This is a genomic window from Amycolatopsis sp. WAC 01375 (assembly GCF_003947325.1).
Lineage (GTDB): Bacteria > Actinomycetota > Actinomycetes > Mycobacteriales > Pseudonocardiaceae > Amycolatopsis.
On sequence record NZ_QHHW01000057.1, the window covers coordinates 14,013 to 33,145 of the forward strand.

Annotated in this window: 20 protein-coding genes; 11 read left to right on the plus strand and 9 right to left on the minus strand. The window is 68.6% G+C overall.

Annotated features, from left to right (window positions below):
* The first annotated feature begins 83 nt into the window (after positions 1-83).
* Positions 84-1,265 (plus strand): acyltransferase, encoded by a 1,182-nt coding sequence (locus DL991_RS38725; RefSeq protein WP_125789310.1) that lies wholly within the window; start codon positions 84-86, stop codon positions 1,263-1,265.
* A 73-nt stretch (positions 1,266-1,338) separates the two neighbouring features.
* Here DL991_RS38725 and DL991_RS38730 read toward each other — a convergent pair whose 3' ends face one another.
* Genes DL991_RS38730 through DL991_RS38740 form a run of 3 tightly spaced genes read right to left on the minus strand, consistent with a single transcriptional unit; the run spans position 1,339 to position 2,854 of the window.
* Positions 1,339-1,755, minus strand: coding sequence for a nitroreductase family deazaflavin-dependent oxidoreductase (locus DL991_RS38730; RefSeq protein ID WP_125789311.1), 417 nt, complete (start codon positions 1,753-1,755; stop codon positions 1,339-1,341).
* A gap of 36 nt (positions 1,756-1,791) precedes the next feature.
* A complete protein-coding gene (locus DL991_RS38735) occupies positions 1,792-2,142 on the minus strand; it encodes a PLDc N-terminal domain-containing protein (RefSeq protein ID WP_125789312.1) in 351 nt (116 codons plus the stop codon).
* Between the two features lie 37 nt (positions 2,143-2,179).
* Positions 2,180-2,854, minus strand: a complete 675-nt coding sequence (locus DL991_RS38740; protein ID WP_125789313.1) for an oxidoreductase — start codon at positions 2,852-2,854, stop codon at positions 2,180-2,182.
* 73 nt (positions 2,855-2,927) lie between these two features.
* Here DL991_RS38740 and DL991_RS38745 point away from each other — a divergent pair, with 73 nt between their 5' ends.
* A complete protein-coding gene (locus DL991_RS38745) occupies positions 2,928-3,782 on the plus strand; it encodes a PaaX family transcriptional regulator C-terminal domain-containing protein (protein WP_125789314.1) in 855 nt (284 codons plus the stop codon).
* A gap of 181 nt (positions 3,783-3,963) precedes the next feature.
* Here DL991_RS38745 and DL991_RS38750 read toward each other — a convergent pair whose 3' ends face one another.
* Entirely contained in the window at positions 3,964-4,368 is a 405-nt protein-coding gene (locus DL991_RS38750) for a RidA family protein (RefSeq protein ID WP_199754241.1), read from the minus strand.
* Positions 4,369-4,416: 48 nt separating this feature from the next.
* On the opposite strand from DL991_RS38750, the gene DL991_RS38755 reads away from it, so the two are divergent.
* Positions 4,417-6,768, plus strand: a complete 2,352-nt coding sequence (locus DL991_RS38755) for a bifunctional salicylyl-CoA 5-hydroxylase/oxidoreductase (RefSeq protein WP_125789316.1) — start codon at positions 4,417-4,419, stop codon at positions 6,766-6,768.
* On the plus strand, positions 6,765-7,907 hold the full coding sequence (locus DL991_RS38760; RefSeq protein WP_125789317.1) for an acyl-CoA dehydrogenase family protein: 1,143 nt from the start codon (positions 6,765-6,767) through the stop codon (positions 7,905-7,907). The genes DL991_RS38755 and DL991_RS38760 overlap by 4 nt, the downstream gene beginning before the upstream one ends.
* Here the strand turns inward: DL991_RS38760 and DL991_RS38765 are convergent.
* Both DL991_RS38765 and DL991_RS38770 read right to left on the minus strand, forming a co-directional pair.
* Positions 7,879-8,595: a DUF2306 domain-containing protein gene (locus tag DL991_RS38765; protein WP_125789318.1), complete on the minus strand. Its 717-nt coding sequence runs from the start codon at positions 8,593-8,595 to the stop codon at positions 7,879-7,881. The two genes, DL991_RS38760 and DL991_RS38765, sit on opposite strands and share 29 nt — an antisense overlap.
* A gap of 111 nt (positions 8,596-8,706) precedes the next feature.
* Positions 8,707-10,095, minus strand: coding sequence for a GH1 family beta-glucosidase (locus DL991_RS38770; protein ID WP_125789319.1), 1,389 nt, complete (start codon positions 10,093-10,095; stop codon positions 8,707-8,709).
* 85 nt (positions 10,096-10,180) lie between these two features.
* Here DL991_RS38770 and DL991_RS38775 point away from each other — a divergent pair, with 85 nt between their 5' ends.
* Together DL991_RS38775 and DL991_RS38780 are read left to right on the plus strand one after the other, a co-directional pair.
* On the plus strand, positions 10,181-11,428 hold the full coding sequence (locus DL991_RS38775; protein ID WP_199754243.1) for an ROK family protein: 1,248 nt from the start codon (positions 10,181-10,183) through the stop codon (positions 11,426-11,428).
* A gap of 132 nt (positions 11,429-11,560) precedes the next feature.
* Positions 11,561-12,787: a glycoside hydrolase family 16 protein gene (locus tag DL991_RS38780; protein WP_125789321.1), complete on the plus strand. Its 1,227-nt coding sequence runs from the start codon at positions 11,561-11,563 to the stop codon at positions 12,785-12,787.
* 64 nt (positions 12,788-12,851) lie between these two features.
* Here DL991_RS38780 and DL991_RS38785 read toward each other — a convergent pair whose 3' ends face one another.
* A complete protein-coding gene (locus tag DL991_RS38785) occupies positions 12,852-13,514 on the minus strand; it encodes a GntR family transcriptional regulator (RefSeq protein WP_125789375.1) in 663 nt (220 codons plus the stop codon).
* A gap of 182 nt (positions 13,515-13,696) precedes the next feature.
* Here DL991_RS38785 and DL991_RS38790 point away from each other — a divergent pair, with 182 nt between their 5' ends.
* The 5 genes from DL991_RS38790 to DL991_RS38810 are packed head-to-tail and all read left to right on the plus strand — an operon-like array spanning position 13,697 to position 17,994.
* Entirely contained in the window at positions 13,697-14,941 is a 1,245-nt protein-coding gene (locus DL991_RS38790) for an MFS transporter (protein ID WP_125789322.1), read from the plus strand.
* Positions 14,942-14,967: 26 nt separating this feature from the next.
* A complete protein-coding gene (locus DL991_RS38795; protein ID WP_125789323.1) occupies positions 14,968-15,762 on the plus strand; it encodes a putative hydro-lyase in 795 nt (264 codons plus the stop codon).
* 14 nt (positions 15,763-15,776) lie between these two features.
* Positions 15,777-16,535, plus strand: a complete 759-nt coding sequence (locus tag DL991_RS38800) for a LamB/YcsF family protein (RefSeq protein WP_125789376.1) — start codon at positions 15,777-15,779, stop codon at positions 16,533-16,535.
* A complete protein-coding gene (locus tag DL991_RS38805; protein ID WP_125789324.1) occupies positions 16,535-17,140 on the plus strand; it encodes an allophanate hydrolase subunit 1 in 606 nt (201 codons plus the stop codon). Before DL991_RS38800 ends, DL991_RS38805 begins: the two co-directional genes overlap by 1 nt.
* Complete coding sequence (locus DL991_RS38810) at positions 17,137-17,994, plus strand: biotin-dependent carboxyltransferase family protein (protein ID WP_125789325.1); 858 nt, start codon at positions 17,137-17,139, stop codon at positions 17,992-17,994. Before DL991_RS38805 ends, DL991_RS38810 begins: the two co-directional genes overlap by 4 nt.
* A gap of 336 nt (positions 17,995-18,330) precedes the next feature.
* On the opposite strand, the gene DL991_RS38815 is transcribed toward DL991_RS38810, so the two are convergent.
* The gene (locus DL991_RS38815) at positions 18,331-18,951 is read right to left on the minus strand and encodes an alpha-ketoglutarate-dependent dioxygenase AlkB (protein ID WP_125789326.1); all 621 of its coding nucleotides are present in this window, start codon (positions 18,949-18,951) and stop codon (positions 18,331-18,333) included.
* On the minus strand, positions 18,939-19,076 hold the full coding sequence (locus DL991_RS43135) for a hypothetical protein (protein ID WP_199746737.1): 138 nt from the start codon (positions 19,074-19,076) through the stop codon (positions 18,939-18,941). Before DL991_RS43135 ends, DL991_RS38815 begins: the two co-directional genes overlap by 13 nt.
* Positions 19,077-19,133 lie beyond the last annotated feature (57 nt).

The window sequence follows — 19,133 nt, forward strand, 5'->3', positions numbered from 1 at the left end:
TGGTAGACGGCCTCCATCCGGGGCGAAGGCGCAGTGGGCCCGCCCCGTATACTTCCGGGCCGATACCGCCATTAGGGGGCACTGTGCGCACTTTGGACCATGACGAGTTCCTCGCCATGCGTCGGTTCCCCGCGCTCGACGGGCTGCGCGCGATCGCGGCCACCATCGTGATCCTCTTCCACTTCGCGGGTCCGAAGTGGAACTGGCTGTCCGGCTGGGTCGGTGTCTACATCTTCTTCGTGCTGTCCGGTTTCCTGATCACGACGCTGCTGCTGCGTGAACAGGACCGGACCGGCCGGATCTCGCTTTCGGCGTTCTACCTGCGGCGGGTGTTCCGGATCCTGCCGCCGTACCTGGTGATCCTCGGCGGCATCGTGGTGTTCGTGTGGCTGCGCGGCGAGTTCTTCACCCGCGAACTGCCGCACGCGCTGAAGTACTACCTGACCTTCTTCAACGAGTTCTTCCCCGCCAGCAGCCCGAACGGGCCGGACAACTTCTTCAGCGGCTCTTGGACGCTGGGCATCGAGGAGAAGTTCTATCTGGTCTGGCCGTTCCTGCTGGTGGTCGCGGGTACCGTCGGGCTGGCCGCGGCCTGGCGCAAACTCGCGCTGGCGTTCGCCGCGTTCGCGCTGATGGCCGGGCTGGTGGGGGTCACCAGCGGCTGGGTGCTCAACGGGCCGCAGGTGCCGATCTACCGGTCGACCGTGCACTACGCGATCCTGCTGATCGGCTGCGTGCTGGCGATCGCGATGCACTACCGCCGGTCCTACGCGGTGATCAAACCGCTGACCCATCCGCTCGCGGCGATCCCGGTGTTCGGCGCGTTCGCCGTCCTGCACGTCAACATGGAAAGCCTGTGGTGGGAGACCGGCAGCAACCTGGGCCTGCTGATCGCCTACGGCCTGCTTTCGGCGATGTTGCTGGTCGTGCTGGTCTCGCCGGGGCCGCTGCGCTGGCTGCTGGCGACGAAGGTGATGCGCTTCGTCGGTGAGCGTTCGTACTCGCTCTACCTGCTGCAGGGCCCGGTGCACTTCGCCGTGGTCGCGGCGATCCCGCCGCTGGGCGAGCACCGGATGATCAGCGCGCTGACCGTGTTCGCGGTCGGGCTCGGGATCGCGGATCTCATCCACCGCTGGGTCGAGCAGCCGATGATCCTCACCGGCAAGAAACTGATCGCGCGCCGCCAGGAGCGCAAGGCGCTGCGTGCGGCCGAAGCCGAACTCAAGCGCCCGAGCGCCGTCGAAGCCCCCAGCGGCGCGCGCTGACCCCCGCGTTTCGTCATCTGGATGCGATAGTTCGCCTGGGCGACTACCGCATCCAGATGACCGAATGCCTGGGTCAGCGGGAGATCGTGATGATCGGGATCACCCGATCGGTCTTCTCCTCGTAGTCGGCGAAGCCCGGCATGAGGCTGACCATCTTCGCGTAGAGACGGTCACGCTCGGCGCGGTCTTCGAGCACCACGGTCGCGGTCGCGTCGAACTTCTCCGTGCCGACCTCGATGGTGACCTTCGGGTTCGCCACGATGTTGTGGTACCAGGCCGGGTTCTTGTCCGCCCCGGCGTACGACGCGACGACGATGTACTTGCCGTCTTCCTCCGCGTACGCGAGCGGCGAGGTCCGCGGCTCGCCGCTCTTCGCCCCGATGGTGGTGAGCAGCAGCAGGGAACCGCCCTCGAACGGGCCGCCGACCTTGCCCTTGTTCTCGCGGAACTCCTTGATGATGTTCTTGTTCCAGTCCAACGCTTCGGACATGCTTTCCTCCAGTGTCGATCTCTCCGCCGAGGCTACTCAACCCTCGCGCGCCTTGCGGCGCTGCGCCTCGGCCCGTTCCCGGCACTCGCGGAGGAACTCTTCGTCGTCTTCGGCACTCGTCGCGGCGAACCGGCCCGGCCGGTCGTACTCCGGGAACGCCGGCGTCTCCCGCTCGTACCGGCCGCGCCGGGCGCGGGCGGCGCCCTGCGGGCGACCGGCCACCAGCCAGACGATCGAGCCGATCAGCGGGACGATCAGCACCAGCAGCAGCCACATCCCCTTCGGCATGTTGCGGCACGATCCCTCGTCCGTGGTGATCACGTCGACAAGGCAGAAGATCCACAGACCGAGCGTGAGAACGCCGAAGAAACCATTGAAATACAGCATCGAAAGACTCCCCAGTTCCAGATGACCGGGGTAAGTCTTAGCACAAGAGTGCGTCGAGAATTCCCACGGCCACTTGCCGCGCCTGCGCTTCTCCCAGGCACCGCTTGGGCCCTGCTCCGAACGGCCGTTCCGACAGGTCCACCTCGACCACCTCGCCGCCGACCCACCGCCGGGTGATCCGGACCGGCGGATCCTCGCGCAGCACCCGATCGAGCAAACCCTCGGCGTCCTCATCGGACCGGTGAGCGGCCAGCGCCTTCCCGACCAGTTTGGCCGTCGCGTCACAGGCCTGGACCAGAAGCCCGATCCGCGCGGCCGTCCGCTCGGCGACGCCGCCACCGCAGACCTCGATCAGCCGTCGCATCGCTTCTTCGGCGTCATCCCCGATTCCCGTATGCGGGTGGTAGCTGCCGGAAACCGCCACGATGTCGCGAGAAACGTCCGGCAGGCCGAGCTCGGCCGCCAGCACGGCGACCGGGACCGTCCACAAGATCCGGTCCACCCCGCCGTCCCGCATTTCCCGAGTGAGCGCGAAAGCCTTGTCCCGCAACGCCCCCATCGTCGCGAGCTCGTCGAGCACCAGCGCCCGCCGCCGCGCGTGGTCCTCCGGACGGCTGAACCGGGCCACATTCGCCCGCAACCACCCGACACCACCCGGCTCGACGTCCTGAGGCACCGGCGGGACAGGGGCTTCGATCAGCGGATTCTCCATGTCGCCACGCTAAGTGCGGAACGCTTCGGTCACGGCCGAAACGAGAACGCGCCTTCGTTGTTATGGTGACCGGGTGACGGCCGTGTCGGAGGCAACCGAAGTCGACGGCGCGGGGCGAACGGCGCAACCGCGCCAGTTGATCGTGACCGTGTACGGCCTCTATTCGCGCGGCGAAGGCGGCTGGCTTTCGGTCCGCTCCCTGATCGATCTGCTGGCAGGCGTGGACGTCGAGGAACCCGCCGTCCGGTCGTCGATCTCGCGGCTGAAGCGGCGCGGGATCCTTTCCGCGGTGCGCCGCGACGGGGCCGCCGGTTACGAACTTTCCGAAACCGCGCTGGCGATCCTGCGCGAAGGCGACGAGCGGATCTTCCGCCGCGAACGCGCCACCCCCGCCGACGGCTGGCTGCTCGCGGTGTTCTCCGTCCCGGAAGCCGAACGGCACAAAAGGCACGTTCTTCGCACACAGCTCGCCCGGCTCGGCTTCGGGACCGCGTCGTCCGGGGTCTGGATCGCGCCCGCGCATCTGCGTGACGCGACCTCCGACATGCTGCGACGGCTCGAACTGGAGGGTTACGCCGATCTCTTCCAGGCCGAGCACCTCGCGTTCGGCGACGTGCGGGAGAAGATCCGCGACTGGTGGGACCTCGACCAGCTCGAGTCGCTGTACACCGCGTTCCTCGACGAGCACGCGGCCGCGCTCCGGCGATGGCAGCGGCGCAAGACCACGGACGAGGCCGAAGCGTTCGCCGACTACGTGCGGGTGCTGACCGACTGGCGGCGGCTGCCCTATCTCGATCCGGGGCTGCCCGCCGAACTGCTGCCGTCCGGCTGGGCCGGGATCCGGGCCGCGGATCTGTTCTTCACGCTGCACGCGCGGTTGGGCGAAGCCGCGGCCGCGCACGTCTCGCGCACGCTGCCCGACGGGTGACGAACGGGACCGGGTCGGCGTGGGGCTGACGATGGAGGATTTGGGACGTTGAGTGTCCCAAATCCTCCATCGTCAGCAGGTCACGCCGCGCTGACGTGAGATGAAGGACTCCTTCATAGCAAAATTTGCAATGAAAGCGTCCTTCATGTCGCTTCAGGCGGCGTCAGGCGGCGACAGGCGCTTACGCGGCGACCACCGCGAAGCCCTGCACCTCCACCAGCGCCTCGGCGTCCCAAAGCCGGCTGACGCCGATCCCAGCCATCGCGGGGTACTCGCTCCCGGCCAGCCGCTTCCACACCGCGCCGATCTCGCGCGCGTGGACGCGGTAGTCGTCCATGTCGACGATGTAGATGGTCACGCTGCACAGGTCCGACGGCGCCCCGCCCGCCGCGCGCAACGCGGTGAGCAGGTTGGACAGCGCGCGTTCGAACTGCGCGACCACGCCGTCCCCGACGATGCGGTTCTCCTCGTCCAATGCCGTCTGACCGGCGAGGAAGACGAATCTCCCGGTCGCGGCGACGGCGTGCGAGAAGCCGGAGGGGCGGCCGAGCTCGGGCGGGTTGATGCGCTCCATACGGGTCAGCATATCCCGTATCGTTGACGGTCGTACATACCGCGACATATCCTGAGCGACGTGCGTATCGCGGTGTTAGGCGGCGGCCCGGCGGGGCTCTACTTCGCCACGCTGGCGAAACAGCTCCATCCCGATCACGAGATCACCGTCTGGGAGCGCAACGCGCCCGACGACACCTTCGGGTTCGGGGTGGTGTTCTCCGACGAGACACTCGGTGGGATCGAGCATGCCGATCCGGTGATCCACGCCGCCATGCGGCGCGAGTTCGCGCGCTGGGACGACATCGACGTCCACTTCCGCGGCACGGTGCACACCTCCGGCGGGCACGGGTTCGCCGCGATGAGCCGCAAACGGCTGCTCGGCATCCTCCAGGAACGCTGCGCGGAACTCGGCGTGGACGTCCGTTTCCGCACCGAGGCGCCGAGCGCGGCCGAGGCGAGCGCCGAATACGACCTCGTCGTCGCGGCGGACGGCGTCAACTCCCCGACCCGCAACGCCCTCGCCGACAGCTTCCGGCCGAGCCTCCAGACCAGGCGCTGCAAGTACATCTGGCTCGGCACGGATCTCGTGTTCGACGCCTTCAAGTTCCACGTCCTCGAAACCCCGCACGGGATCATGCAGATCCACGGCTACCCGTACAGCGACACCGCGAGCACGTTCATCCTCGAACTGCACGAGGACGTCTGGCAGCGCGCGTTCGGCGAGATCGCCGCGACCGCCCTGGCACCGGGCGAAAGCGACGAGAAGTCCATCGAGGTCATCCGCGAACTGTGCGCGGACGTCCTCGGCGGCCATCAAGTGTTCGCCAACAACTCGAAGTGGACCGCGTTCGCCACCGTGCGCTGCGCGAGCTGGCGGCACGAGAACGTCGTCCTGCTCGGCGACGCCGCGCATACGGCGCACTTTTCCATCGGCTCCGGCACGAAGCTCGCCATGGAGGACGCGCTCGCGCTCGCCGCCTGCCTGCACGAGCAGTCCGATATGGACAGTGCACTCGAAGCCTACGAGGCGGAACGAAGGCCGGTCGTCACCTCGACCCAGCGCGCCGCGCAGGCGAGCCTGGAGTGGTTCGAGAACATGGGCCAGTACACCCATCAGGATCCGGCGCAGTTCGCGTTCAACATCCTCACCCGCAGCCGCCGCGTCACCTACGACAACCTCCGGCTGCGCGATCCCGAGTTCGCCGCCGAGTTGGATACCTGGTTCGCGTCTACTTTGGACTCCGACGTCCGGCCGCCGATGTTCCAGCCGTTCCGGATCGGGAACCTCGACCTGCCGAACCGCGTCGTCGTCTCGCCGATGGACATGTACTCCTCCGAAGACGGCGTCCTGACCGATTTCCACTTGGTACATCTGGGAAGCAAGGCGCTCGGCGGTGCCGGGCTGGTGATGACCGAGATGGTCTGCGTCTCCGAAACCGGCCGCATCACCCCGGGCTGCGGCGGCCTCTACACCGAAGAACAAGAACAGGCGTGGAGACGGGTCACCGACTTCGTCCACGGCCACACCCCCGCGCGGATCGGCGTCCAGCTCGGCCACTCCGGGCGCAAGGGCTCCACGAAACTGATGTGGGACGGCATCGACCAGCCGCTGCCCGAGGGCAACTGGGAGATCTGCGGCCCGTCCGCGATCCCGTACAGCGACGTGAATCAGACCCCGCGCGAGCTCTCGATCCCTGAGCTACAAGAGATCCGCGACCAGTTCGCGCACTCCGCCGGTGCCGCCGCGCGCGCCGGTTTCGACCTCCTCGAACTCCATTGCGCGCACGGCTATCTCCTGTCGTCGTTCCTGTCGCCGCTGACCAACCGGCGGACCGACGAATATGGTGGCTCACTGGAGAACAGGCTGCGTTTCCCGCTCGAAGTCTTCGACGCCGTCCGCGCGGCCTGGCCCGCGGAGCGGCCGATGACGGTCCGCATCTCCGCGACCGACTGGTACGACGGCGGGATCGACGTCGACGACGCCGTCGAGATCGCCCGTGTGTTCGCCGAACACGGGGCCGACGGCATCGACGTTTCGACCGGTCAGGTCGTCAGCGAGGAGAAACCCGAGTACGGCCGCAGTTACCAGACGCCGTACGCGGACCGGATCCGCAACGAGATCGGGCGCGAGTACGGGATCGCGGTGATCGCCGTCGGCGCGATCTCCTCCTACGACGACGTCAACTCGCTGATCCTGGCGGGCCGCGCGGATCTGTGCGCGCTCGGCAGGACGCATCTTTACGATCCACAATGGACGTTGCACGCCGCCGCGGAACAGGGCTATCCGATGCCGTGGCCGAAGCAGTTCGCGGCGGGCAGCCGGAGACCGCAGGGCGGCCGCACCGACGGGCCGAAACCACGGCTGGAGCTGTTGCGTTCGGGCGAACCCGGCACCGCACACGCCCGCTGGCGACCTGGGAGCGATCGATGACAGCCTTCGCATTGAGCCCCGAACAGCAGACCTTCGCCGACGAGGTCCGGCGGCTGGGCGCCGAGAAACTCCGCCCGCTGGCCGAATCCGGCACCGAAGGCGCGGTGAACCGGCCGCTGCTCAAGGAAATGGGCGCGCTCGGCCTGCTTTCCCGGCTGTTCCCCGGCGTCGATGGCGGCAGCCCGAGCCGGGAAGCCGCCGCGACGGATCTGTGCATCCTGCGGGAATCGCTCGCGAGCCAGAGCACCGAAGCCGAGACCGCGTTGGCGTTGCAGGGTTTGGGTACGTATCCCGTGCTGCAGTCCGGGCAGGACTCGCAGGTCGCGAAGTGGGTTCCCGCCGTGGCCGCGGGTGACGCGGTCGCCGCTTTCGCGCTCACCGAACCGAACGCGGGTTCGGACGCGGCGGCACTGGAACTCGCCGCCGAACCCGACGGCGACGGCTGGCGTCTCACCGGCGAGAAGATGTGGATCTCCAACGCCCCCGAGGCCGATTTCTACAGCGTTTTCGCCCGCACCACACCGGAAGCGGGCTCGCGCGGCGTGTCCGCGTTCGTCGTCCCGGCCGACCGCGCCGGGCTGTCGGGTGAGCGCCTCGACCTCGTCAGCCCGCATCCCATCGGCACCCTGGCCTTCGACGGCGTCCGCGTGGAACGGGACGAGCTGCTCGGCGAGCAGGACCGCGGTTTCGGCGTGGCCATGCGGACGCTGGACCTGTTCCGGCCGAGTGTCGGCGCGTTCGCCGTCGGGATGGCGCGGGCCGCGCTCGACGCCGCCGTCGTCCACGCGCAGACCCGGGTCGCGTTCGGCGGGCCGTTGCTCAAGCAGCAGACCGTGGCGCACACCCTCGCCGAAATGGCGACCCGCACCGAGGCCTCGCGTCTGCTGGTCTACGCCGCGGCCGCCGCCTACGACGCGGGCGAGCGGAACCTCGCCGGCCGCGCCGCGATGGCGAAACTGTTCGCCACCGAGACCGCGCAGTACGTCGTCGACTCCGCGGTGCAGATCCACGGCGCGCGGGCGCTGCGGCGAGGTCATCTGCTCGAACACCTCTACCGCGAGGTCCGCGCGCCGCGGATCTACGAAGGCGCGTCCGAAGTGCAGCGGACGATCATCGCGCGATCGCTGACTTCTTCTTAGCCGGGCGGCGATCGAGGTACCACTGCGTGGCGATCACGACCAGCGTCGGGCTCAGCCAGGCCGTGATCCCGGCGACCGACTGGGTCAAGGCGAGTTCGCTGCCGCCGAACGTGGTCTCCAGCTGCGGTTGCAGCACGATCACCGCGACCGGGCCGACCAGACGGCTGACGATGATCGACATGGTCAGCGCGAAGCTGCGGATCATCCAGCGGCGGTGATCGCCGAACCGGCGCTGCCGTGCCGCGTGCCAGCCGGCGAACGTGCACGCCAGCCACAGCACCCCGGCCAGCACGTTGGCCACCCGCGTCACCGGGCCGAACGGGCTCATCGCGCCGACGGTCAGCGCCAGCAGCCCGGCCGGGAGCACCCCGGCGAAGACGTACACCCGGCCGATCTTCCGGTGCACCGCCGGGTATTTCGCCCGGAACCACGGCCAGATCTGAAGCAGCGCCCCGACCATCGCGATCGAGCCGAACAGCACGTGCGCCGCGAGGAACCAGTAGTGCGAGGTGAACCCGGCCGGCTGCGGGACCCGTGACAGCGACGGGTCCATCGCCAGATACGGCGGCATCGAAAAGGCCAGGAACACCACGACGACGACGGCCAACGGCCCGACCCAAGGCCTTCGCCACCACGATTTCCGTGGCACCGTCCCGTGCTGGTCACGTTGCTCGAGCCTGACGGTCATCACTGTCCCCCACGTTTCCTTTTACCGGCGGCCAACTTTCGCTGCCGAACCTAGGACGCGGGGCTATCGGAAAACAGGGAGCGGACCGCCGGATCAAGGGTGGGGCAGACCCTACCGCCGTCCGCCGCGCACCCGCTCGACGATGTCGCGGTACGCCAGCCCGCTCTGCTTGATCGTCCGCGCCTGCGTCTCGCGGTCGACCCGCACCAGGCCGAGCCGTTTCGCGTAGCCGTACGCCCATTCGAAACCGTCCAAAAAGGACCAGGCGAAGTAACCGCGGACGTCCGCGCCCGCCTGCCGCGCGGCGGCCGTGGCGGCGATGTGCGCGGAAAGGTACGCGGCGCGGTCTTCGTCGCGGACGAATCCGGTCTCGTCGGGGACGTCGGTGAACGCCGCACCGTTTTCGGTGACGTAAAGCGGCAGACCGGGATGGTCGCGGCCGATCCGGACGAGCAGTTCGGTGAGTTTGTGCGGCAGGATCTCCCAGCCGAGTACCGTCGACGGCGCCCCGGACGGCACCTTGCGGAACGAGGGCATCCCGAAGTGCTCCACCGCTTTCCCGTTCTCCTCCACCCCGGAGTACCGCGTCCCGAAGTAGTAGTCGACGCCGAGGAAATCGAGCGGTGCCGCGATGATCGACGGGTCCCACGGCTCGGACGGCAGGCGGATGCCCTGCCGGGCTAGGGCCTCGAGGACGTCTTCCGGGTACCGGCCGTGCACGAGCGCGTCGAGGTAGAACCTCGTCCCGAGGCCGTCCTCGAACCGGGCGGCCTCGCGATCGGCCTCGCTGGGGGTGGCCGGATCGGCGGTGCTCAGGTTGAGCGTGATGCCGAACTTCGTCCCGGGCGAGGCGAGTTCCCGCATCCGCCGCACGGCGAGACCGTGGCCGAGCAGCAGGTGATGCGCCGCCGCCATCCCCGCCTTCGCGTCCCGGCGGCCGGGCGCCATCACCCCATGGACGTAACCGTGCATGGCCGTGCACCACGGCTCGCTCAGCGTGGTCCAGTGGCGGACCCGGTCGCTCAGCCGCTCGAAGACGAGCATCGCGTAGTCGGCGAACCGGACGGCGGTGTCGCGCGCGGGCCAGCCGCCCGCGTCTTCGAGGTGCTGCGGCAGATCCCAGTGGTACAGCGTCAGCCAGGGGTCGATGCCGTTGTTGAGGAGTTCATCGACCAGCCGATCGTAGAAGGCGATGCCCGCCGGGTTCACGCCACCGCGCCCGCGCGGCTGCACACGAGGCCAGGACACGGAGAACCGGTAGGTGTCGACGCCGAGTTCCTTGAGCAGCGCGACGTCGGCGGGCATCCGGTGGTAGTGATCGCAGGCGACCTCGCCGGTGTCACCGTTGTCGACGGACCACGGGTACCGGGCGTAGGTGTCCCAGATGGACGGTGTTCTTCCGTCTTCGGAGACCGCGCCTTCCACCTGGTACGCGGAACTCCCGACACCCCACCGGAAGTCGGGCGGCAAGGTGCCGATGAGCTCTTTCTCCCCCGTCATGGCCCTCTTCCCCCCTTATTTCACCAGTTGATACATGGCGGAGGCTAAGGTCGTGGGGCATCCTGGAAAGGTCCGCCGCCATAAGATGGGTATCCGCATGCCTGCCAAGCGCACCACCGTCCGTGACCTGCGGCGGCACAACCGTTCCCTCCTGCTGTCGAAACTCTACTTCGACGGCCCGCTCAGCCGCCACGAATTGAGCGGTCTGACCGGTTTGAGCGCCGCGACCGTCAGCAACGTGACCGCCGAACTCGGCGAAGAACGCCTCATCACCGAAGCCGGGCTTGTCGAGTCCGACGGCGGCAGGCCGCGTGTGCTGCTCCGCGTCGACCCGGCGTACGGCCATGTCGCGGGCGTCGACATCGGTGAGACCGGGGTGAAGGTCGAACTGTTCGACCTCACCATGAACCGGCTCGCGACCGTCGAGCATCCGCTCGCCTCGCCCCGGCCGGACGCGGCGGCGGCCGTCACCCAGGTGGCGTCCGGACTTCGCGAGGTGATCACGGAATCGGGGATCGACGAGGCGACCGTGCTCGGTGTCGGTGTCGGCGTCCCCGGCACCGTCGAACAGGGTGAGGCGCTGCGTGTGCACGCGCCCACCATCGGCTGGAAAGAGGTCCCGCTCACCGACCTCCTGCGCGCGGAGGGTGTCGAGCTGCCGCTGTTCATCGACAACGGCGCGAAAACCCAGGGCCAGGGCGAAATGTGGTTCGGCGCCGGTCGCGGCGCCCGGCACGCGGTGATCGTCCTGATCGGGTCCGGGGTCGGCGCGGCCGTGGTCACCGACGGCACCACGTACCGGGGCTCCACCAGCAGCGCGGGCGAATGGGGCCATACGACGATCGTCTACGGCGGACAGGAATGCCGCTGCGGATCGCGCGGCTGCCTGGAGTCCTACGTCGGCGCGGAGGGCGTTCTCGCCCGTTATCGCAAGGCGCGCGGCGGAAAAGCGACCTCGGGTGAGGACGAGCAGACGCGGTTCGCCGCCCTGCTGGAGTCCGCGGGCAAGTCCAAGGCCGCGGCCAAGGTGCTGGAGGAGACGGCGGGCTACCTCGGCGCGGGCATCGGCAATCTGATCAACCTGTTCAACCCGGAGCGGATCGTGCTCGGTGGCTGGGCAGGGCTGGCGCTCGGCGAGCAGTACCTGCCCGAGATCCGGCGTGTGGCGGGTGAGCACGCGCTGGCGCACGTGTTCGACCAGACCGAGATCGAACTCGGACAGCTCGGCCCGGACGCCGTCGCCATAGGAGCCGCCACCCTCCCGGTCGCCGCCCTCCTCGACCAGGGCGCGGACCCGCGGACGGCCGGGTCGAAGCGGGGCACGGCCGCCTGACCTTAATTCGAGCTCGAAAAATACATCTTGTCGCAGTGGTAGAGACCATGCATACTTTGTTGTCAGGCACAACAAAGTAGTTCTGCCGGATGCCTTCTCCTCGGGTCCCCCACGGTCAGAGAGGCGACAACGATGTCCATCTCAGCTCGTTTCCGCTGGACGGCACTCCTCGCCGCCGGCGTCCTCCTCGGCTCACTCCCGGCAACGGCCCAAGCCCCGGTCGCCGAGGCCGCGGTCACGGCCGCGACCTTCACCGACGACTTCAACGGGCCCGCCGGCGCGGGTATCGACACCTCGAAGTGGCATTTCGAAACCGGCGACAACGTCAACAACCACGAACGGCAGTGGTACACGTCCGGGACGAACAACGCGGCGCTCGACGGCCAGGGCAACCTCGTCATCACCGCGAAGAAGGAGAACCCCGGCAACTACAACTGCTGGTACGGGCGCTGCGAGTACACCTCCGCGCGACTGTCCACGCAGGGCCAGTTCACCCAGACCTACGGCCGGTTCGAAGCGCGGATGAAACTGCCGCGCGGCCAGGGGATGTGGCCCGCGTTCTGGATGCTCGGCGCCGACATCGGCAACGTCGGCTGGCCCAACAGCGGCGAGATCGACATCATGGAGAACGTCGGCTTCGAGCCGAACACGGTGCACGGCACCCTCCACGGCCCCGGTTACTCCGGCGCGGGCGGTATCGGCGCGGCCTACAACGGCCCGAACTTCTCCGACGACTTCCACACCTATGCCGTCGACTGGGCGCCGAACCAGATCAAGTGGTACGTGGACGGCAACCTCTACCAGACCCGCACCCCCGCCGACCTCAACGGCAACCGCTGGGTCTTCGACCACCCCTTCTACCTGATCCTGAACCTCGCGGTCGGCGGTTACTGGCCGGGTGACCCGAACTCCAGCACGGTCTTCCCGCAGCGTCTCGTCGTCGACTACGTGCACGTCAATTCCAGCGACACGGCCGGGAGGAGCGGCCGGATCACCGGGATCGGCGGCAAATGCGTCGACGTCGCGGGCGCGAACACCGCCAACGGGACGCCGGTCCAGATCACCGACTGCAACGGCAACGCCGCGCAGAACTGGACCATCGGCGGCGACGGCACGATCCGCGCGCTCGGCAAGTGCATGGACGTCTCCGGTGGGGGCACCGCCGACGGTACGGCCGTGCAACTGTGGGACTGCAACGGATCCGGCGCGCAGAAATGGGCGATCAGCGGCGCGCGCGACATCGTGAACCCGCAGGCGAACAAATGCCTGGACGCCACCGGCAACAGCTCCGCGAACGGGACGAGACTCCAGATCTGGACCTGCGGCGGCGGCGCGAACCAGAAGTGGACGACTCCCTAGACGTCACCGAAACCCCCGCAATTCGGCACCTGATTGCGATAGTTCGCCTTGCCGACTATCGCAATCAGGTGCCGGGTTGCGTCTGGGAGCGTTCGGCGTAGGCCTCGACGAGCTGGTTTTCGGCGTCGGTGAGGTACTGCGCGAGCAGCTTTTCCGCGCCGAGGCCGTCGCCGGCTTCGATGCGCTCGAGGATCTCCGCGTTGCGCTTGAGGTACGGCTCATGGAAGCGCCGCGGGTCGGCCATCATGTGGAACACCAGCCGCAACTCGGCCAGGATGCCGCGCATCAGCTCGTCGATCCGTTCGCTGCCGCTGAGTTCCGCGATCGCCGAATGGAACCGGATGTTCGCGGTGCCGAGGTCCTGCCAGCGCTCACTCCGCTCGGCCAGCTTGCCGTCCTCGACCAGGCGCGCGAGCTTCGCGAACGTCGCGGGCTTCTCCGTCACCGCGCGCACCGCCGAGCACTCGACGACCTTGCGCACCTTGTAGAGGTCGACGACGTCCTCGACGGGCAGCACCCGCACGAAGACACCGCGATTGAGCTCGTGGGTCAACAGCCGTTCGTGCGTGAGCAGCCGGAATGCCTCGCGCAGCGTGTTGCGGGAGACGCCGAGCGCCGAGCCGATGTCGTGTTCCGACAGCCGGACGCCGGGCAGGAAGAACCCCTCCGCGATACGCGTGCGAAGGACACCCGCGACCCGTTCGGCCGTGCTGGTGCGGCTGATCATGCCGCGATCAGCCTCAAGTCCTTCTACCGAGGCAGGACCACCCTCCGCGATCGTCACGTGACCGATCCTACCTAGGCACAAGAGTCTCAGCCAAGGATCCTCTTGTGGAATTGTTGAACAATCCCTAAAGTGGCTACTCGTGTGACCCGTGCCACCATGAAAAGTCACCTCTGGAGGTGCCAATGAACGCGACAGCCACTACCGAAGACACTCGCCCCTTCGCCTGGTTCCGCACGCTCGGTTCGCGAGGCCGCCGGGCCTTCGTCGGCGCGTTCGGCGGATATGGGCTCGACTCGTTCGACTACCAGACCCTGCCGCTGGGTCTGGCCGCGATCACCGCCTATTACGGCCTCTCCGGCGGCGAAGCGGGCCTGCTCGGCACCACGACGCTGGTGGTTTCGGCGATCGGCGGCATCGGCGCGGGCATCCTGGCCGACCGCATCGGCCGCGTACGCACCCTTCAGATCACCATCGCGATGTACACGATCTTCACCGTGCTCTGCGGATTCGCGCCGAACTTCGAGACGCTCCTGATCTTCCGCGCGCTGCAGGGTCTTGGCTTCGGCGGCGAGTGGGCCGCCGGCGCCGCGCTGGTGGCGGAGTACTCGCAGGCGAAGTATCGCGGCCGCACGGTCGCCTTCGTGCAGAGTGCGTGGGCTGTCGGCTGGGCGCTCTCGGTCGTCGTCTACACCGTCGTCTTCAGCCTGTTCAGCCCGGACATCGCCTGGCGCGTGATGTTCTGGACCGGCGTCATCCCCGCGCTGCTGGTGCTTTGGGTCCGGCGCAACGTCCAGGACGCTCCCGTCGCGGAAGCCGCCCGCGCCACGAAGAAGGAACGCGGTTCGCTGGCGGGCATCTTCAAGCCGGATCTGCTGCGCACGACGTTCTTCGCAGCACTGCTCGCCACCGGTGTCCAGGGCGGCTACTACACGCTCGCGACCTGGCTGCCGAGCTACCTGAAGACCACCCGCGGCCTCACCGTCATCGGGACCGGCGGTTACCTCGCGTTCCTGATCTCCGGCGCGTTCATCGGGTACGTCACCGGCGGCTATCTCACGGATATCTTGGGCCGGAAGAAGACATTCCTGCTGTTCTCGGTGCTGTCGGCGGGTCTCATCGTCGCCTACACGCAGATCCCCCCGGGCGCGAACACGCTCGTGCTGTTCCTCGGCTTCCCGCTCGGGTTCTCGATGTCCGCGATCTTCAGCGGGTTCGGCGCCTTCCTCGCCGAGCTGTACCCGTCGGCGCTACGCGGGACCGGACAGGGCTTCACCTACAACCTCGGCCGGGCCATCGGCGCCACCTTCCCCGCCGTGGTCGGTTTCCTCGGCGCGGGCGGCGCGATGGTGTTCGGCGCGGTCGGCTACGGAATCGCCGCACTGGCGCTGCTCGGCCTGCCCGAGACTCGCGGCCGCGAACTTCTGTGACCACAATCGGAAGAGGAGGCACCGCGATGACCACCTTCGACGAACCGGCGACGTTGTCCCCCGGCGAGGCCCGCGCCCTGTTCCGCGCGGGCACCGCCCGCCCGACCACCGGCTGGTCCACCGGGTTCACCCAGACCAACCTGATCGCCGTCCCCGAGGACTGGGCCTACGACGTCCTGCTGTTCTGCCAGCGGAACCCGCAGCCCTGTCCGGTGCTCGACGTCAGCGATCCAGGCGACCCGTCGACGCGGCTGGCGCCCGGCGCGGATCTGCGCACCGACCTGCCGCGCTACCGCGTCTGGCAGAACGGCGCGCTGGCCGGCGAGCTCGCGGACACGAGCGGGTTGTGGCGCAGCGACATGGTCGCGTTTTCGATCGGCTGCAGTTTCACCTTCGAATCGGCGCTGGCCGCCGAGGGCATCCCGCTGCGGCACATCGACCAGGGCCGCAACGTGGCGATGTACGTGACGAACCGCGAGTGCGTACCCGCCGGACGCCTGCACGGGCCGATGGTGGTCTCGATGCGGCAGATCCCCGAAGACCGCGTCGACGACGCCATGCGCATCACCCGCGGGATGCCGGCCGTGCACGGTGCCCCGGTGCACGTCGGCGACCCCACCGCGCTCGGCATCGCCGATCTCGGCAAGCCGGATTTCGGCGATCCGGTCGACGCGGAACCCGGTGACGTGCCGGTGTTCTGGGCGTGCGGCGTGACCCCGCAGGCGGCACTGATGGCCTCGCGGCCGCCGTTCGCGATCACGCACGCGCCGGGCTACATGTTCGTGACCGACAAACTCGACAGTGAGTTCAGGGTGGCCTGATGGATCTCAGCCGTATCGACCTCAACAGCGACCTCGGCGAGGGCTTCGGCGCCTGGAAAATGGGCGACGACGACGCCATGCTCGACATCGTCACCAGCGCGAACGTCGCCTGCGGCTTCCACGCCGGCGACCCGTCGGTGATGCGGCGCGTCTGCGAACGCGCGGCGGAACGGGGCGTCGTGATCGGCGCCCACGTCGCCTACCGCGATCTGGCCGGATTCGGCCGGCGGGCGATGGACGTCGCCCCCGCCGACCTGGCCGACGACGTGCTCTACCAGATCGGCGCGCTGGACTCGTTCGCCCGCGCGGCGGGTACGCGGGTCCGGTACGTCAAACCGCACGGAGCGTTGTACAACACCGCCGCGGTGGATCCCGAGCAGGCCGCCGCGGTCGTCGAGGGGATCCGGCGGTTCCACCCCGGGCTCGCGTTGCTGTGCCCACCGGGGTCGGAAATGGCCAAGCAGGCGGAAAAAGCCGGGTTCCCCGCGTACGCCGAGGCGTTCGCGGACCGCGCGTACACGCCGGAAGGCCTTCTGGTCTCCCGGAAACTCGCGGGCGCCGTACTCCACGACGCCGACGAGGTGGCCGAGCGGGCGGTCGCGATGGCGACCACCGGCAAGGTCGTCGCCATCGACGGGACCGAACTGGCGCTTCAACCACATTCGCTGTGCGTGCACGGCGACACACCCGGCGCCGTCGAACTGGCGCGACGGATCCGCGCGGGGCTCGACGCTTCCGGTGTCCACATCGGATCGTTCCTCGAGGCCGCGTGATGCGAGTGCTGCCCTATGGGGCGCGTGCGGCCATGGTCGACTTCGACGATCCGTCGGAGGTGCTCGGGCTGCACGCGTCACTGGAGCAGGACCCGCCGGACGGCGTCCTCGAACTGGTCCCCGCCGCGCGGACCCTGCTCATCCGGTTCGACCCTGGCCGGACCCATCACGACCGGCTCGCCGGCGATGTCCTCGATCGGTCCACAGTGGACGTCAAACCACGCGAAGCCGCCGAGATCGTCGTGCCGGTGCGCTACGACGGCCCGGACCTGGCCGACGTCGCGGCCGCCGCCGGCCTGTCGGCCGAGGCGGTCGTCCGGCGGCACGAGGACGGGACCTACGTCTCCGCCTTCTGCGGCTTCGCACCGGGTTTCGCCTACCTGACCGGACTCGACCCCGCACTGCACCTGCCGCGCCGGACGAGCCCGCGCACCCGCGTTCCCGCCGGTTCGGTCGCGATCGCGGGCGAGTACACGGCGGTGTACCCGAACGCCTCGCCCGGCGGCTGGCAGCTGATCGGGCGGACCTCGCTGCCGGTGTGGGACGTCGAGCGGGAGCCGCCGAACCTGCTGGCACCGGGCACGCGGATCCGGTTCACTTCATGACCGCGAAGATCGAAGTGATCCACCCCGGGGTCTTCACCACCGTGCAGGATCTCGGGCGACCAGGACTGGCCGCGATCGGCGTCGGCCGGTCCGGTGCCGCCGACCGCGGTTCGCTGCGGCTGGCGAACCGGCTGGTCGGAAACCCCGAGAGCCACGCGGCTCTGGAGTGCGTCCTGGGCGGCCTCGTCCTCCGGTTCTCGGCTCGGGCGACCGTCGCCGTCACGGGCGCGCCCTGCTCGATCACCGCGGGCGGGCGGGCTTTCGGCCCGGACTCCCCGATCCCGGTCGGCCCCGGCGACGAACTCGTTCTCGGGATGGCTTCTCAAGGTTTGCGTTGCTATGTCGCCGTGCGCGGCGGCATCGACGTCCCTCCGGTACTGGGCGCGCGGGCGACCGACACCCTCGGGAAGCTCGGCCCACCCGCGCTTTCGGCCGGGATGACCTTGCCGGTGGGAGAGCAGGTGTCGACCCACCCCGCTGTCGACCTGGCACCTCGCGCCCCCCTCGCGGTTGAGCCCGTCTTGCGAGTCACCGCCGGCCCTCGGGCTTCGTGGTTCACTGCCGACTCACTGTCCACTTTGGTCTCTTCCGGCTACGTCGCCACCGCCGACGTCGATCGCGTGGGCGTGCGGCTGGAGGGGCCCGTGCTGTCGCGTGCGCGAGGCGGCGAGTTGCCGCCCGAGGCCGCCGTGCCGGGCGCGTTGCAGGTTCCTCCTTCCGGGCAGCCGATCCTGTTCCTGGCCGATCACCCGGTGACCGGCGGCTATCCGGTGATCGCGGTGGTGGACGAAGCGGATCTGGACCAGGCCGCGCAAGTGCGGCCGGGGCAACGGGTGCGCTTCCGGCTCTCGTGAGTGGTGCTGCCTCCTCCGGAGGGTTGCGAAAGCCACTTTCGCAACCCTCAACGTTGCGAAAGTGGCTTTCGCAACTCGGCCCCCTCCAAACCCATGGCCCGCCGCGAGTCGTCCGCCGGATCACGCATGTCGTCCGGCCGTTCACGCGAAACCGCCACCCGCGCATCCTCACTGTGTGGATTTCGGGACGTCAGATGTCCCGAAATCCACACAGTCCAGCGTGACAGGTCCTGTGAACACCTGTGCCGGAAGGGGTGTGGGAATAGGGACATTCAACGTCCCTATTCCCACACACCCCGAACTGACGCCACCTTTGCCTTACCCCTCAATAACCACTCACAAGCCCGAAACCCGCAAAGTGATGTTCAACCGCCCCACCAACCCCAGCTCCGGGTCCGCGGTTCCCGGCAAGACGCGAGGCACCCCGTGGAAAGCCAGCCGCGACTCGCCGCCGAACACGAACAGGTCTCCCGACCGAAGGTCCACATCCGTGTACGGCCGCCCGCGGTCGACCGTGTTCCCGAACCGGAAGACGCAGGCGTCCCCCAGGCTCAGCGACACGACGGGCTCGAGCGAGGCCTCGTCCTTGTCTTGATGCAGCCCCATTTTCGCGGCGGAGTCGTAGAAGTTCACCAGCGCGATGTCCGGCTCGTACGACGACGGACCATAAGCGGAGGAAACCGCCCGCCGCCCGAGATCGCCCAGCCATGAAGGGAACGGCAGCACCGGGGAGCCGTCGTCGGTCACCTTCGAGTACCGGTACGGGTGCCAGTGCCAGCCGAGGCATACCGTCCGCACCGACATGACGCCGCCGTTCGGCAGCCGTGTCCGCCGGTAACCGCGCCAGCCTCGGCAGGCTTCGACCAGCCGGCGTTGCTCGTCGAGATCGAGCCAGCCGGGAACGTGCACGGCACCGGGCGCGACCTCGGTACGCGGGCGAGGGATCAGCGCGTCCACGTGTCGAGTTTGCCAGGCCGCGCGCCGATGAGCCGGTGGCCCCGCGCCATCACGCCCGCCTCGGCGAACCGGCGCAGCACACGCTGGACGAAACGCGGCCGAGACGGGGCATCCATGACTGTCACGGCCGGAGAAGGTGCCACAAACCGGCGTCGGAAGCCACCTTTCGGACTACTCCGATC

Coding starts and splice junctions, on each gene's coding strand:
- DL991_RS38795 (WP_125789323.1), top strand. CDS start 14,968: ATGACCACCTTCGACGAACCGGCGACGTTGTCCCCCGGCGAGGCCCGC.
- DL991_RS38810 (WP_125789325.1), top strand. CDS start 17,137: ATGACCGCGAAGATCGAAGTGATCCACCCCGGGGTCTTCACCACCGTG.
- DL991_RS38780 (WP_125789321.1), top strand. CDS start 11,561: ATGTCCATCTCAGCTCGTTTCCGCTGGACGGCACTCCTCGCCGCCGGC.
- DL991_RS38735 (WP_125789312.1), bottom strand. CDS start 2,142: ATGCTGTATTTCAATGGTTTCTTCGGCGTTCTCACGCTCGGTCTGTGG.
- DL991_RS38740 (WP_125789313.1), bottom strand. CDS start 2,854: ATGGAGAATCCGCTGATCGAAGCCCCTGTCCCGCCGGTGCCTCAGGAC.
- DL991_RS38765 (WP_125789318.1), bottom strand. CDS start 8,595: ATGACCGTCAGGCTCGAGCAACGTGACCAGCACGGGACGGTGCCACGG.
- DL991_RS38770 (WP_125789319.1), bottom strand. CDS start 10,095: ATGACGGGGGAGAAAGAGCTCATCGGCACCTTGCCGCCCGACTTCCGG.
- DL991_RS38775 (WP_199754243.1), top strand. CDS start 10,181: ATGGGTATCCGCATGCCTGCCAAGCGCACCACCGTCCGTGACCTGCGG.
- DL991_RS38785 (WP_125789375.1), bottom strand. CDS start 13,514: ATGATCAGCCGCACCAGCACGGCCGAACGGGTCGCGGGTGTCCTTCGC.
- DL991_RS38730 (WP_125789311.1), bottom strand. CDS start 1,755: ATGTCCGAAGCGTTGGACTGGAACAAGAACATCATCAAGGAGTTCCGC.
- DL991_RS38790 (WP_125789322.1), top strand. CDS start 13,697: ATGAACGCGACAGCCACTACCGAAGACACTCGCCCCTTCGCCTGGTTC.
- DL991_RS38760 (WP_125789317.1), top strand. CDS start 6,765: ATGACAGCCTTCGCATTGAGCCCCGAACAGCAGACCTTCGCCGACGAG.
- DL991_RS38750 (WP_199754241.1), bottom strand. CDS start 4,368: ATGCTGACCCGTATGGAGCGCATCAACCCGCCCGAGCTCGGCCGCCCC.
- DL991_RS38805 (WP_125789324.1), top strand. CDS start 16,535: ATGCGAGTGCTGCCCTATGGGGCGCGTGCGGCCATGGTCGACTTCGAC.